Consider the following 14,808-nt stretch of genomic DNA (forward strand, 5'->3'; position numbering starts at 1 on the left):
AGGCCGCCAAAGGAGTCGGAAAAATGACTGGCATCGTGCGTATCGATGATGAGGTGCTCGGCGTCGAGGAATTCGTGCGCCTGCTCAAGCTGACCGGGCAGTTCGAAGGGCTGGTCGAGCAGGTCGTGCGCGACAAGCTGACCGTGCACGCCGCCAGGCGCCAGGGGCTGGTGGTCACGCCGGAAGAGATCCAGGAACGCGCCGACCAGTTCCGCCGCGTGCAGGGCCTGCACCGCGCCGCCGACATGAACCACTACCTGGATGCGCTCAATGTCAGCCTGGACGAGTTCGAGGCCTTCATCACCGACAGCCTGTATCAGGAGCGGATGATGGCGCAGGTGTGCAGCGATGCGGCGGTGCAGGAATACTTTGCGCTGAACTCGCCGCGCTTCGACAGCATCGAGGTCAGCCATATCGTGGTCGACAGCGAAGGGAAGGCGAGGGAGCTGATCTCGTACCTGCAGGACGATCCCGACGCCTTTGCCGAGATGGCGCGCGAGCATTCCATCGCCGACACGCGCGAGCGCGGCGGCGAGATCGGCAAGGTGCTGCGCGGCTCGCTCAAGACCGAGATCGAGGCCAAGGTATTCAATGCCGAGCCGGGTGACCTGCTGGGGCCGTTCCCGGCCGCCGACCGCTCGTTCTTCGAGGTCTTCCTGGTGCGGGCCAAGCACCCGGCGACGCTCGACAGCGAGGTGGCGGTCGAAGTGCGGCGCCTGCTGCGCGAGGACTGGCTGATGGCCAGGGCGCAGGAACATGTCATCGAAGCCCGCTAGCGAGGCCGGTCCGGCCGACGCCGCCACCGCCGCGCCGCAGCCGCTGGAGGCGGGCCCGGCGCTGGCCGCTTTCCTGGCGACGGTCGAGATCCTGTCGGTGCTGACGCCGGATGAACTGGCGCGCCTGGCCGACGCCGCGCAGGTGCTGAACTTCGGCTTTGGCGACACCGTCTGCAATGCCGGCGAAGCCGCGCCCGGCCTGTTTATCGTCAGGTCCGGCTCGGTGCGCGTGTTCAACGAGGAGCACGGCAAGGAAATCAGCATGGGGGTGCGCAAGACCGGCGAGGTCTTTGCCGATCTCGCGCTGCTGCGCGAATACCGGCACGAGTCGTCGGTGCGCGCCTCGGGCAAGACCGAGTTGCTGATGATCCCGCGCAGCGTGAGCGAGCCCGTGGTGGCGGGCAATCCCGCGGCGCTGGCCTTCATCACCAGCTATGTCGCGATCAGTTCGGCCGGCGGCTTTGTCGCGCGGCTGTTCGACCTGCGCGGCAAGCTTGACAAGCAGGAACTGGAAGACGCGGTGCGCAGCGTCGGTGTGAAGCGCGTCGCGGCCGGCCGGGAAATCCTGAAGCAGGACGGACGCGAGGACCGGCGCCTGTACGTGGTGCGCCAGGGCACCGTGCGCATCGTGCGCAGCGAAGACGGCAGCGAGTTTCCGCTGGCGACGCTGGGCCAGGGCGATATCTTCGGCGAGCGCGCCTGCGTGATGCGGCAGGAGCAGCTGGCGTCGGCCATGGCCGAGACCGACGTGCGCCTGCTGGTGATTCCCGAGAAAACCGTGCAGCTGATCCTGGAGCGCAATCCGCGCCTGCGCGAGGTGCTGGAGGAGCGCATCCGGGTACTGGACCGCGAGCTGCATCGGCAGAAGAAGCTGGCCGAGCGGCGCAAGCGTCCGGTACTGCTCGACCTGGCCTCCCGGCCCGAGCTCGGCGAAAAGCTGATCCGCCGCTTCGCGCTGGTGGAGCAGGCCGAGGAAATGGATTGCGGCGCGGCCTGCCTGGCGATGATCTGCCGGCACTACGGCATCCCGATGACGCTGGGCAAGCTGCGCGAGCTGGCCAACGTCACCACGCAGGGCGCCACGCTCGACAGCCTGGCGCGTGCCGGCGAATCGCTGGGCTTCACCACGCGCGGGGTGCAATGCACGCGCGATTCGCTGATGGGCTTCGAGCTGCCGTTCATCGTCCATTGGGAGGGCTACCACTACGTGGTGGTGTACGGGATCTCGTCGCGCTGGGTGTGGGTGGCGGATCCCGCCATCGGCTTCCGCAAGATGAGTGCCGAGGAATTCGAGCGCGGCTGGAGCGGCACCTGCCTGCTGTTCACGCCGGGCGAGAGCATGACCCAGCTTTCGGTGCAGCGCTCGCCGTGGCTGCGCTTCATCGGCTACCTGGCGCCGTACAAGAAGATCCTGGCGCACCTGTTTCTGGCGACCTTCGTGATCCAGATGCTGGGGGTGGTGCCGCCGCTGATCATCCAGAACATCCTCGATGGCGTGGTGGTGCACCAGAACGTGGGGCTGCTGCACCTGCTGATCGCGGGGCTGATCATCTCGAGCGTGTTCTCGCAGCTGATGTCTACCATCCGCGCCTACCTGGCCAACTTCATGGTGCGCAACATGGATTTCGCCATGATGTCGCATTTCTTCAGGCACACGCTGTCGCTGCCGCTGTCGTTCTTCGCCAAGCGCAAGACCGGCGACATCTTCGCGCGCTTCCAGGAGAACCAGACCATCCGCGCCTTCCTGACCGAATCGACGGTGACCACGGCGCTGAACCTGCTGATGGTGTTTATCTACTTCACCATCATGTTTCTCTACAACGTCAAGCTGACGCTGCTGCTGATCGCCTTCGTGATCCCGATCGCCGCGCTGACGGTGGTGGTGACGCCGCGGGTCAAGGGCTATGCGCGCGACGTGTTCGCTACCTCCACCGATGCCAAGGCCTACCTGATGGAAACGCTGGGCGGCGCCGAGACCGTCAAGGGCATGGGCATCGAACGCCCGGTGCGGCTGCGCTGGGAGCGCAAGTACACCAAGGCGCTGGAATCGCAATACAAGGCGCAGCAGTTCCATATCCTGGTGGGGCTGGCGAGCCAGCTGCTCAATGCCGCCACCACCATCGCGGTGCTGTGGGTGGGCGCGACGCTGGTGCTGGAGCGCGAGCTGACCATCGGCCAGCTGATGGCCTTCAACGCCTTCATGGGCAGCGTGCTGGCACCGCTGATGGGGCTGGTGGCGCTGTGGGGCCAGCTCAACGACGCCGGCGTGGCGATGGAGCGGCTTGGCGACGTGCTCGATCTGGAGCCGGAGCAGAAGCCGCAGGACGTGCTGTCGCGCGTGATGCTGCCCGACCTGCAGGGCGAGATCGTGATGAAGGACCTGTACTTCCGCTACGGCGGCGAAGACACGCCCTATGTGCTGGAGAACATCAGCTTCGCCATCCGGCCCGGCGAGATGGTGGCGATCGTCGGCCGCAGCGGCTCGGGCAAGACCACGCTGGCCAAGCTGCTGGTGGGCTTCTACAAGCCCACCGAGGGTTCGATGACGGTCGACGGCTACGACCTCAACGTGATCGATGCGGCGTTCTACCGCGCCCAGGTCGGTTATGTGATGCAGTCCAACCTGCTGTTCTCCGGCACCATCGCCGAGAACATCGCCTGCGGCGACGACAGCCCGGACCGGCGCCGCATCGAGGAAGTGGCGCGCATGGCCGACGCGCATGCCTTTATCAGCAAGCTGCCGCTGGGCTACGAGCAGGTTGTCGGCGAACGCGGCATCGGACTGTCGGGCGGGCAGATCCAGCGGCTGTGCATTGCGCGCGCGCTGTACCACGACCCGCGCCTGCTGGTGTTCGACGAAGCCACCTCGGCGCTGGATACGCAGTCCGAGAGCAACATCCTGGCCAATATGCAGGAAATCCTGCGCGGGCGCACGGCGGTGATCATCGCGCACCGGCTCAGCACCATCATGCAGGCCGACAAGATCCTGGTGCTGTACGAAGGCGCCATCGTCGAGCAGGGCCGGCACGAGGAGCTGCTGGAGCGCAAGGGCATGTATTTCCAACTGGTGCAGAAGCAACTGAGTGCCGCATGAAGCTATACAACCAGGGTGCCACCCCCGTCTCGGTGACTTCGCCGGTGTCGTTCGCCGGGCTGATCGAGAAAATCGAGATCCTGCGCTCGACGCTGCGCTGGGCGTCGAAGCTTGACCGGCCCGAGATCGAGAAGCTGCTCAAGCAGGCCACCACGCTGCGCGACGAGGTGATGGGGCTGTCGCACAAGGAGCGCTTCGTGCAGGCGGCATCGTCTGCCGACACCGCGGCAGGATCCACGGCCACAGATGCGCCGCCGCAGGCGGAGGTCGAGCGGCTGCCGCGCGAGCGCCGCCAGGCGCTGATGGAGCGCAGCTTTATCTTCGAGGGGACCTTCGGCGACAATCCCCGGCTGCTCGAGGCGCTGGAAATCGCCGAGAAGGCCGCACCGACCGACCTGCCGGTGCTGATCGACGGCGAAAGCGGCACCGGCAAGGAGCTGATGGCCAAGGTGATCCACGCCAACGGTGCGCGCACCGACAAGCCATTCATCTCGGTCAACTGCGGCGCCATTCCGGACAGCCTGCTCGAGTCTGAGCTGTTCGGGCACAAGAAGGGCGCCTTCACCGGCGCCAGCAACGACCGGCGCGGCAAGTTCGAGAGCGCGCATACCGGCACCATTTTCCTGGACGAGATCGGCGAACTGCCGCTGACCGGGCAGGTCAAGCTGCTGCGCGTGCTGGAGGCGCACGAGATCCAGCGCGTCGGCTCGGACGAGATCATCTCGGTCGATGCGCGCATCGTCGCCGCGACCAACAAGGACCTGCGCCGCATGAGCCAGGCCGGCACCTTCCGCGAGGACCTGTTCTATCGCCTGAGCGTGATCCACGTCAGCCTGCCGGCGCTGCGCGAACGGCGCGACGAGATCCCGCTGCTGGTGTCGTACTTCAGCGACGAGGCTGCTGGCATGCTGCGGCGCGCGCCGGTGCGGCTGACGCCGCGGCTGCGCGACTTCCTGCTGCACTACGACTACCCCGGCAATATCCGCGAGCTGCGCAACCTGCTGTACCGGCTGAGCTGCCTGGCCGGCGATACCGCCGACCTGCCGCACCTGCCGCAGGACATCCGCCCGAAGCCTGCCGCGCTGGCGGTGGTCGGCGCGGGCGCATCCGGCGCTGACATCGCCATGGCGACCTCGCTGAGCGAAGCCAAGCGCGCGGCCAGCGACGAGGCCGAGCGCGCCTTTCTCGAGCGCGGATTGCAGGAGGTGGGCGGCACCGTCGCCGAACTGGCGCGGCGCTTCGACATGAACCGCTCGCACCTGCAGATGCTGCTGAAGAAGCACGGCATCCACTCGAAGGATTTCCGCGCCAGCCGGCAGGCCGAAGCCGGCAAGGGCTAGGGCGCGGCGGGTTTCTGGCGTCAGGCGTCAGGCGTCAGGTGTCGAGCTCGGGGTTGACCAGGGTGCGGTCCGATCCGCAAGGATCGGCCGCGCGCAGCACCACCACCGAGATGTTGTCGCGCCCGCCCGCGTCGAGCGCCTTCTGCACCAGCGTCAGCGCGGCCTGCGCCACGTCCTGCTGCGCCAGCACCGCGGCGATCGCATCATCGTCGACTTCGTTGCTCAGGCCGTCGCTGCACAACAGGTAGACGTCGCCGTCGGCCACGTCGGTCAGCAGCTGTTCCGGCGCCAGCGTCGGCGCCGCGCCGACGGCGCGGGTGATGGTGTTCTGGGCGGGATGGTGGCGCGCCTGCTCCGGCGTGATCAGCCCGCGCGCGAGCAGGCGCTCGACCTGGTTGTGGTCGCGCGTGAGGCGCGCCAGCTGGCCGCCGCGCAGCCGGTACAGGCGGCTGTCCCCGGCCCACAGGCAGGCACAGCGGCTGTCGCCGGCCAGCAGCACCACCACCGTGCTGCCGATGCAGCGCACGCCCAGGCGCGCGGCTTCGTCGACCAGCGCCAGATTCACGCCCTGCAAGGCCGCGCGCGTGGCGTCGATGCGGTCTTCCAGCCGCGCCTGCGGCGGCAGGGCTGTCAGCGCCCGCACCACGGCCTGGCTGGCGAAATCCCCCACGGCATGGCCGCCCATGCCGTCGGCCACGGCCCACAGTTCCTGCCCGGGCAGGTCCAGGCAGGCGTCCTCATTGCGCTCGCGCACGCGCCCGACGTCGGTGCACGCCGCCGAGGTCCACCGGAAATGCGAGTCGAAACCCAAGCTGGTCTCCGCTGCGATCCGCAACGCTCCACGCCAGCGCCGGAGGGCACCCGGGCTACGGCCAAATCAGACCAGCCGGCCGTCGTTCCTGGCACCCTGGTCGCCCCGCACATTGATATTGGCGTTCGGCGCGTTGTTGCGGATATCGATGTTCTGGAACTGGTTGTTTATCTGATCAGCATAGAAGCTGTAGTTGATCTCGTAAAAGTTGATCACCGTGCCGAGCGGCGCCGGCGACGACGGCACGAACGGCCGGATCCAGCCGAATACCCATTGCCCACCCGCGCCGCGTACGCGCGCCATGGCGGCGGGAGCCAGTTCGCGGCAGGCGGCAAGGTCATTGATCGAGAGGGTGGCCATATGTGGTCTCCGGTGGAAGGCGCCGATGCGCCGGGGGCGGTACGGGCTATCGAGCAAGCGGCGTGCCACCGACGGCCAGCGGGCCGGCTCGGGCCGGAGGGCCGGGGCCTGACGCGGGTTCCCGGCAGGGCGGGGGACCCGCCGCCACTTGCCGCCGGCGCCGCCGCGTTGGATGCGCGCCGACACCCCGGCATGCCGGTGTCGGCCAACACCCACCACCCCGGCGGCGCCGGGCCGCGGGCGTGCGGATTTTGATATACTCCCGCCCGTCTCCAGGATCACCGCGCCCGCGGCTTCCGGTCCTGGCAGTCCTGTCCCTCGCCGTAGTTCACGGTGTGGAATGAGAGCATAAGCCCCTGATTTGCAGGGATTTTTCCTCTTGCTATAGCAATGTTGTAGCGCACACGTCGGCGGGGCCTTGTCCTTGCGGGACCGTGCGTGAAGAACGGACCGAGACTTAGTCCGGCCCGTTCTACTTCCCTGATGGGTGTTACTGTTTCCCTGTTGATACTTGAATCGGAAGATCCACGCGCGGACGAATGGCTGCTAGGCGATTCGCGTATCGCGCCAAGACCTTGTCGTAAAGATCTTTGTTCTTTGGACTGCTCACTGTCACAACAAGTGCGTATGTGAGGTTTTGCGCGTCTGAAGGACTGCCCGCGTCACCTGGCCGCCTAGCGAGATAGTGGATATCGAACACAGGATCATGTAACGATGTCGCTCGCTTCTTCACCTCGTTATGAAGAACCGTGTCCCACTTATGGGCGTCGAGCCGAAGGTCTTGTTCTTGACTTCGTTCATGGCGCTTAAAGAAGCTTGTAGAGGTTGGGAACAGCGGGTCACGTTCATATTTTTGGGAGTGAGGCCGGAATGTCACCTCCAGACCGGCCCTGGTGTAATCACCTGGTGTATGAGGGTCCGTCGTGCACGTATAGCAGAAAGTAGCCCGGATCGAGACTTCACCCTTAAGAGGTTCCTTCGGTAATGGGATCGCCGCTCGTAGGACCTTGCCAGGCTTTAGCTTACCGTAGTACAGAACTCTAACGGATCCGTCAGGGCAGACAGCGATACTTGCAATGTCGTTAGGAATGGAACCCCAGCCTACTTCGTCCCGGTGATGGTTGGCAGGCGATGCGCAATGCAGCAGTAAAGCGCGGATCGCAAGAGGTGACAGGGCGCTCCCGAAATAAGCACGCAAACCTGTTGCGATTCGCATGACGGCCGGCGTAGCATAGCTTGTTCCGCAGTCTTCAGCCAATACGGGCCCCGGAAATACGAATCGAAACGGGTTTTCGGGGACCCCGCCGAAATACACTAAATCAGGTTTAACGGTGCCGGGGTGTCGCCCAGGTCCGATTGAACTATATGGCGCTCTTTTCCAATCCGCGTCCATCGAATCCGAAGCTCCGACGGCGATAGCGTTCACGCTGTCGCTTGGCACCATGATGCGACACTGCGGCCATGGTTCATTTCCATCGTTACCGACCGCCACAGTCGCGAGCAATTCGGAGGATCCAAGGTGATCATCAAGCATTGAGGTCCAGGCGGTTACCAAGTCGTCCCCAGCGACCTCATAAGGCCCGAAGCTGAATGTGGCAAATGAGTAATTGCTCTGCGATAAGACCTTATCGACGTAGAGCATGACACTATATAGAGAGCGGTCGTTCGTTTTGGAGCCGAGCACTCGGTAGTGGTCTACGGTACAGTATGGACGCGGTTGATGGCCGGGTTCAACGTGGCCGAATAATACCGCGGACGTGACAGCGGTCCCGTGGTCCAAAAGTTCATCAATGGGCCTGCCAATGTTATCGCTTTGTCCGGGCTCAATAGGCGTCGCCCAAGGGCCGAAAGGATGATCTTTCCGTAAGCCACCGTCAAAGACGGCGACCCGGCAATCAGGATCCACCGGGCCATCCGCTGGTAAAAAAACGTGAGACGATAACTTGGCGGATCGTAATACGGACGGTTGTTCCAATATCCGAAACTTCGGCATTGGACGAATGGCGCGAATGAACGAGAATTGTGCTAGCCGTTCGGCGGCATGGGCATTTCCGCTTGCTGGGAAGAATAGCAACCCGCGAGTTTGGAAGAGCCGCGATCTGTCGATAACAATTCCTGATTGTTCTGCAAATTCTAGAAAATCATCTTCCCATTCGATATCAGTATAAGTGTCGAAGTGAACTACGATTTCGAGTTCTTCGGAGGCCTTGGGATCGATCTTGCCCATGATGCGATCTTTCCAGGAGAGGGCCGCGATATTCTCAATCTTTAGGATATCGGCTGCTACCTTGTCCGTTGAGGAAATATCGCCAATTCCCAGGTAGAGGTCGCGAAATGAGTCTCTCTTTCCTGCGACAAACAGGGCAGTAGATGCGGCCCCTGCGGCATTGTCGCTGCCCCTTCCCTCGCGTGGACGAACCTTGACCGGTTTGCTGCCCACAAGTCGCAAGTCATACTCTTTCAACAGACTTTCGGGAAAAGCGCTGCGTGATAAGTACTGTGGATGAAGTGTTACGATAGAAACGGCCTGATCATTGGGGCATGCACCAGCTGCTAGCGCGTCCATGTCCGCGACCTGCTTCTTGAGTAATGGGCGTAGATGCTTTATCTGCGCGCCAAATTCATACGGAGGTTCAGTGCGACCGTCACGGCTCCGGTATGGAACGGGTGCTGTCAAATTTTCACCGCGACCCAAAATGAAATTTACTTTATCACTCACTTTTTCTTCTCCTCTTCGAGGGCTGTGCGTAAAGTTTCTCTAGCGATTCCGGTGACCCGGCTGGAGGCTCGTTGAGACAGTCCTGCTTCAATAACGAGAGCAACTGCTAGGTTTTTGCGATCTGTCTTTTCCAGGTTCTTAGATCTTTCCAGGACAATCTCAGATAATAGTTCTTCTCCGGTCTCTATTCCGCCGATAACAATTGTCCTTCGTAATCTGTCGGATTCACGAATATAGTCACTTTGCGAGGTTCCTGCCATTAATATGGCTAAAACCATGCGCCAGCTTTTGGGGAGTGGGTCGTTCTTGATTGTGGGAATTGAGCCTAGCCGTTTAAGTTCAACAGAAGATGGTCGGGGAAAGTCAATTGTTATATCGAAACGTCTCCAGACTGCGGGGTCCAGCAGTTGGGCGTGATTTGTTGCGGCAATGAGTAGGCTTTCTGATGGCCATAAATCCATCTCTTGCAAGATAACAGTTACCAGTCGCTTCAGTTCACCGACATCGGCGTCGTCGTCACGGCGTTTTGCAACCGCGTCCAGTTCATCGAGAAGTAGAACACAGGGTTGCTTCCTTCCAAACTCGAATGCCTGTTTAAGATTATTTCCTGTTTTCCCAAGGAAACTACTCACCACAGTTGCAAGGTCAAGGACAAGCAACGGTAGTTTCAATTCAACAGCTACCTTGCGTGCCGCAAGTGTCTTACCGACGCCTGGAGGGCCAGTAAAAAGTACGGTGCGTGTTGGTACAAGTCCGAGCTTTCTAAGCTTCGATGCGGCTTTCCGTTCATCAAGCAGTCGCCCAAGCTGTATCTCAACTGAATCGGCACACACGAGCGGGTGCGGCATTGAAGGAGGATCCTCAACGCGTAGTAGATCTAACCGGCTGTCTATGTCGACGGGAACAGCGTGGGCCACCCCGGTCGGTGGTGACTTTCTGACTGCGCGAGTGGGGGCGCCGCCGGCCTCCGGCCGTCCTATGACCTGCATTAGAGTTTCGGCCAAAGGGTCATTGTTCGCGCGCAAAGCGCGGATCAGCCGCATGAGCTGTATACGCACGCGCTCCGCATCACCCGCTGCGCCGTACCTTGCTATCTGGACTAGTTCTGAGATTGTGTCTGTCATTTTAGGCCAGAAATTCTGTAAACTATTGAAAAATCAGGAAAAAAACTATGCCATGTATGGCCTAGTTGCAATTATGGCACCCGTGACATCGGAAATCAACTTGGAAGGGGACTTGACGAGTCCGATGACGGCAGTTTTGGGGGGGCGGAGGACAGGGCTAGTAGGGGCGCCGATCCAGTCAGAGAAGTGCAACGTCATGCATCACGGGACATAGCCGTTGCCCTGGCAAGGTGGGCGGGCAGGCTAAGTCTTTCGCCGTGGAAGACCACAGGTAGGGGCTTCTACGCGGCCCTCAGTTGTTGTCCGCGCGCTAAAGCGTCCATTGCGTCAAGGTACTCGGCTACCGCCTGGTAGGACGCAAAGCGGCGGCCACCTTCTACGTAGGTCTTGATTGGGAATGCTTCAGTACTGATCTGATTCCTTATCGTCCCTTCGGCGATTCCAAGTAGCGTTGACAGCTGGGCGACACTCAACCGCGGGCCGTATTTGTCCAGCACATATGCGTGTGTTAGCAGGCTCATGTGCTACTCCAGCCGTATCGTTGAGCCCGTCAGCCAGCCGGCGCAGACAACGCCTTGGACCGGCTTGCCTTCCGGCCCCAACGCGCGGAACGCGGTTTGGAACCTGTCGTCGTCTGCGCAGGCCCACAAGGCGACGCCATCTACTTGGACCCCGCTATAGCCGGCCGCCTCCAGCACGCGATGGGCGCCAGCTGGGTCTGAGCATCCAGTCGGCAGCGTCACCGCGGCCAGCACGGCAGTTGTCAGAGCAAGTGTGTGCGGTGCCTTCATCGCGTCACTCCTCGCCAGACATAGTCACCCTTGTCTTCGCGCATAGGTGGCTCGTGGTCAGCACAGGGGCACTCATAGTCGGACAAGTGATCAGCGACAGGTCTCCAGAAGTTACGAACTTTGCCGCTGGGCACGTGGTTGTCTTCTCTGGCGTCGACCAGGTCGAACTGCGCTATGCACCAAAGAGCCTCGGCGCTCGTTGTCCGGAGCGGGCCGTGGTGGCCGCCGTTCCTGCTCAAGCTGAGGTGGTACTCCGGGCCAAGATCTGCTTGGCCAGGCTCACGTGCGACTTCCACTGAGCTGAAGACCTGGATGCCGCTCCCACGGTGGAACCAAGCCTCGGTAGTTGTGGCCATGGCTGCGGCACGCATAATGGCCTCCAGGGCCGCGCCACTCTTCCGGACCCACCCGGCGCCAGTCGGCCGCTTGGGCTTGATGATGGATTCGATCATCTGGAGGCCTCCGGGAATCCTCTTCATTGCTCGACTCCAGTGTGGGAAAGCATCGCGCTGAATGCCTGCATCAGGCGAGCCTGTTTTGGCGTGAGGTCGACGGCTTGGCCGTCGACGGCGATCAGGATGGAGCCGTCAACTCTGGCTACAACAGCAACATCCGTTGGGAAGATCTGGATACTCGCCGGCGCCGGGTCAGACATCGCTGGAATCTGTTCGAGCCGCTCTTGCTCGGTTGCCTCTGGCGGGTCCTGATTCGATTGAGAGGTGGGCGGAAGTACCGCTGATCGCCTGCCGGGCCCCAGATGCCATCGGCCCTCACGGGTCTCGAGGCGGCCGTCTTTCACAGCGACGGCAAGGTAGCTTCCAGGGTGCGATCCAGCGCTCAGGCCCATCGCTTTTGCGATCTCGTCATTGGTTGCGCACCCATGCTCGCGGACGTAATCGAGGCCGCGTGGGACGCGGGTCTTCTTTTCGGCAGGAGCTTCGCGAGCGGCCGCCGGGCCAGCTCCCGCTAGATTGAAGACGCTCGCCGGGAATGCCACAGGGCTGGGCGCGACCGCGGCAGGCACAGTGCGCTGCGAGGGTTGTTCGATGCCGCGGTCAGTCATCGCTATCCTCCTCTGGCGCTTCTTCGACCTCGATGCCTTCGGCGCCATACTCCAGCGCGTGCTCGAAGGCCTCGTCAAACATGTTGGTGATGCGCGTCTGTCCGATTTCGCCTTCTTCGAGTAGTGTGTTGACGACCTCGTTGGCCCACACCAGAGGGTCAGTGACCTTGACGGGACGTTCGCGAAGCGGGTCGATGCCCAGGAGCTCGGGCAAGATGATCTCGGCAGCGGCCGCCAGCGCGTCAATGCGCACGCGAATGACCAGTTCCTCGCCTTCGATCTGGCACATGGTGTCGCCGGTCATGATGGCTCTCCTGCATGGCCATCCATCTGTGCAGCCATCGGTCGCACGAAGACAGCATGCGGCCCGTCCTCGGTGTCGTAGATCGCCAGGCAAAACCAGCCCTTGCCAGCGGGGCACTTCGGCTCCCAGCCCGAAAAGTCACCGGCGGTGGCTTCGCTTTCGTACCGGGCAAGCGCCGCTGGACTCAGGTCGGCCTCGTTCATGGCCACGCACTTCGCGTCCATGCCGTTGGCGAAGGCGAACCAGTCGAGACGGAAGCTGTCGTGCATAGCCGCTGGCAGGGCGGGGTGCCAGAACGTGCCGTCGGGCTGCCTCACCACCGGGGCGGGCTGCAAGTCCGCACGCACCGCGCCGGCAGCACGGATGATTCGCGTAGCCAGGTGGTGCAGGTCCGGAGCGCGCATACGCACGCTATGCCGGCCCTCGGGGATGCCGCCGGCGTTAGTAGCCATGTGGAGGAGATCGAGGCTTTCCATTTCAGGCCTCCGCTTCGGCAGTCGTGGGCAGCTTCCCGTCTGTGGCCGGTGCACCCGGTTGGCGGAGGATGTGGGGCAGCCAACGGCGGCCGGCGAGGTATTCCTCTGCCGCACCGATCATGGCGTCCTTCTTCATGGTGCCGATGCGTTCGGCCGCTTCGTCTCCGGCAACTTCGCGCACCGCATCCATGCGTCGAGATTTAGGTACGCTGGCAAGGTATGACGCGCCGGTGGGCTCCCACCAGTCCGCCATATCGAGACCGACAGCGGCGGCCAATTGATGCGCGCGTGCGTGGCCAGCTGCTACTTCACTGAGTTCGACTGTGTTAATACTGTGAGCCACGCACACGGCCATCAGCTCAAGCTGCTTGGTTGGGCTGAGGTTCTGGAGCCACACAAAGAGATCTTCATCCTCGCCAGGCAGCTCAGCCTGCCAGTGCCCTATGCTCTGGTCCAGGCTAAGCCAGGCGCGTGAATTTTCCAGGTCGCCAGAGGCGTCGCGCCCAAGGCCGCGGTTGTTGGTTAGCGACACCTTGGCTGCCGCGCTGTAGCGATACCGGTCCTCAGGGGGCATGAAGACCTGGGGAACCAGCGCGTGCAGCAGGGAGACCAGGGCAATGCGCGGGGATTGCGCTATCAGCGCCTGCAGGGCCGCGGTACGGTGGGCAGTGAGCTGGGTCACCAGTCGCTCCGACAGCGGCCGTTCGGACTCTTCCGCAGGTGTGGCGCCTTTGTCGAGGCGGTCACTGCTCGTGTCGCCAGCTATATCCTTCTTCGCCTTGCGTTCAGTGGGCGCAATCAGACCGCGCACGATCTTGAGCTGGCCACCGTGGTCGATGGTAAGCACCGAGCCACCTTTTGACTTCTGGCGATCGCTGAATTCCAGCTGAAGCGCTTCGATCGCTTCGATCTGGCCCCTGATATCGTCCAGTTCGGCATCCAGCTCCTCGTCTTCGAAATCAAGCGCGTCGATCTTCTTGTCGAGTGCCGCTTCCCTTTCGCGCAGACTGGCCAGCAGGCGGCATTCCTCATCGGTCAGATCGCGCTTTTGGGGTTGGCTCTTGCTGTAGGCCATCTCGTCGGAGTAGGTCCATTTGTCGACTGCCTTGACCCAACTCCATCCCTCTGCGCGAACGTCCTCAGCGGCGGCCGCGAGCTTTTCTTCGGCCAGGCGTTGCAGCAGTCCGGCGTCGCTGACAAAGCCGCCGCCGTCGCTGAACAAGTCGCGCATCACTTTGCCGCCGGCAGCTTCGTAGACGTCCAAGCCGACGAAGCGTGCGAGCCGATCCGTCTTCGCGTTGATTGCGCCAGGTGTGGCGAGCGCGGCTCGAATTTTGTCGGCGGTCTTCTCCCATGGGGAGGCGCTAGTGAGCCGTTTCCACAAGCTCTCTTGTGCCTTGTGACTGTCACTGATCGCAAATGCCATGAGCTGATCCAAGGTGAGCTCCCCGTCGCGGTAGCCTTGGACCAGGTGGGGCGAGACATTGGCGAGCTTGAGGCGTCGCTGGACAGTCAGTGGCGTGACGCCGAACCTCGCGGCGACGTCCTCGATCGATTTGCCGGCATCGATCATGCCCTTGAATGCGTCGAACTCGTCGGCGGGATGCATCGGTTCGTGCATGTTTGCGGCCACGCTGATTTCCTCGGCCTGGTCTGGATCAGCCACCATACAAAGGAACTCAAATGACGCCGGTAATTCGCCGGCCGAGATCTTGAGCATGGCCGCCTCGAGGCGCGTTCCGCCGTCGATCACCTCGAACGCAGGGGCATTCTTCTTGCGGCTGACATGCGGAATGACGGAAAGGTTCTCGATCTGTCCATGCGAAACCAGCGAGGCGCCGATTTCCAGAACGCGCTTGCGCAAGCGCGTGCGTTGGTTGCGGGGCGAGAGGATCAGGTCTCGCGCGCGGATGTGAAGAAGATCACCTGGTTTATGGCTCATGGTTTATC

At 62.5% G+C, this 14,808-nt stretch carries 13 protein-coding genes; 3 read left to right on the top strand and 10 right to left on the bottom strand.

Annotated elements, in window-relative coordinates:
• The first annotated feature begins 23 nt into the window (after positions 1 to 23).
• From U9J39_RS05425 to U9J39_RS05435, 3 genes are read left to right on the top strand one after another with little or no spacing between them, the layout of a single operon-like run.
• Positions 24 to 776 carry a peptidylprolyl isomerase gene (locus U9J39_RS05425; RefSeq protein ID WP_115680715.1) on the top strand — a complete coding sequence of 251 codons (753 nt, stop codon included), beginning with the start codon at positions 24 to 26 and terminating at the stop codon, positions 774 to 776.
• The gene (locus tag U9J39_RS05430) at positions 757 to 3,870 is read left to right on the top strand and encodes a peptidase domain-containing ABC transporter (protein WP_326346669.1); all 3,114 of its coding nucleotides are present in this window, start codon (positions 757 to 759) and stop codon (positions 3,868 to 3,870) included. Before U9J39_RS05425 ends, U9J39_RS05430 begins: the two co-directional genes overlap by 20 nt.
• Entirely contained in the window at positions 3,867 to 5,210 is a 1,344-nt protein-coding gene (locus U9J39_RS05435) for a sigma-54 interaction domain-containing protein (protein ID WP_115710251.1), read from the top strand. The genes U9J39_RS05430 and U9J39_RS05435 overlap by 4 nt, the downstream gene beginning before the upstream one ends.
• Positions 5,211 to 5,244: 34 nt before the next feature.
• On the opposite strand, the gene U9J39_RS05440 is transcribed toward U9J39_RS05435, so the two are convergent.
• The 10 genes from U9J39_RS05440 to U9J39_RS05485 all read right to left on the bottom strand — a co-directional run bounded on the left by U9J39_RS05440 (position 5,245) and on the right by U9J39_RS05485 (position 14,800).
• Positions 5,245 to 6,021, bottom strand: a complete 777-nt coding sequence (locus U9J39_RS05440; RefSeq protein ID WP_115680713.1) for a PP2C family protein-serine/threonine phosphatase — start codon at positions 6,019 to 6,021, stop codon at positions 5,245 to 5,247.
• Positions 6,022 to 6,087: 66 nt separating this feature from the next.
• A complete protein-coding gene (locus U9J39_RS05445; protein WP_115710249.1) occupies positions 6,088 to 6,381 on the bottom strand; it encodes a hypothetical protein in 294 nt (97 codons plus the stop codon).
• 490 nt (positions 6,382 to 6,871) lie between these two features.
• Positions 6,872 to 9,100, bottom strand: a complete 2,229-nt coding sequence (locus U9J39_RS05450) for a S8 family peptidase (RefSeq protein WP_326346670.1) — start codon at positions 9,098 to 9,100, stop codon at positions 6,872 to 6,874.
• A complete protein-coding gene (locus U9J39_RS05455) occupies positions 9,097 to 9,948 on the bottom strand; it encodes an AAA family ATPase (RefSeq protein ID WP_326346671.1) in 852 nt (283 codons plus the stop codon). The genes U9J39_RS05450 and U9J39_RS05455 overlap by 4 nt, the downstream gene beginning before the upstream one ends.
• A 557-nt stretch (positions 9,949 to 10,505) precedes the next feature.
• A complete protein-coding gene (locus tag U9J39_RS05460; protein WP_326346672.1) occupies positions 10,506 to 10,745 on the bottom strand; it encodes a hypothetical protein in 240 nt (79 codons plus the stop codon).
• A 266-nt stretch (positions 10,746 to 11,011) separates the two neighbouring features.
• A complete protein-coding gene (locus U9J39_RS05465; protein ID WP_326346673.1) occupies positions 11,012 to 11,494 on the bottom strand; it encodes a hypothetical protein in 483 nt (160 codons plus the stop codon).
• Entirely contained in the window at positions 11,491 to 12,078 is a 588-nt protein-coding gene (locus U9J39_RS05470) for a hypothetical protein (RefSeq protein ID WP_326346674.1), read from the bottom strand. Before U9J39_RS05470 ends, U9J39_RS05465 begins: the two co-directional genes overlap by 4 nt.
• Positions 12,071 to 12,382: a hypothetical protein gene (locus U9J39_RS05475; protein ID WP_326346675.1), complete on the bottom strand. Its 312-nt coding sequence runs from the start codon at positions 12,380 to 12,382 to the stop codon at positions 12,071 to 12,073. Before U9J39_RS05475 ends, U9J39_RS05470 begins: the two co-directional genes overlap by 8 nt.
• Positions 12,379 to 12,858 carry a hypothetical protein gene (locus U9J39_RS05480; protein ID WP_326346676.1) on the bottom strand — a complete coding sequence of 160 codons (480 nt, stop codon included), beginning with the start codon at positions 12,856 to 12,858 and terminating at the stop codon, positions 12,379 to 12,381. The genes U9J39_RS05475 and U9J39_RS05480 overlap by 4 nt, the downstream gene beginning before the upstream one ends.
• Before the next feature lies 1 nt (position 12,859).
• A complete protein-coding gene (locus U9J39_RS05485; protein ID WP_326346677.1) occupies positions 12,860 to 14,800 on the bottom strand; it encodes a ParB/RepB/Spo0J family partition protein in 1,941 nt (646 codons plus the stop codon).
• Positions 14,801 to 14,808 lie beyond the last annotated feature (8 nt).

The sequence above is a fragment of the Cupriavidus sp. SS-3 genome (assembly GCF_035818815.1).
In the GTDB taxonomy this organism is placed as follows: domain Bacteria; phylum Pseudomonadota; class Gammaproteobacteria; order Burkholderiales; family Burkholderiaceae; genus Cupriavidus; species Cupriavidus taiwanensis_C.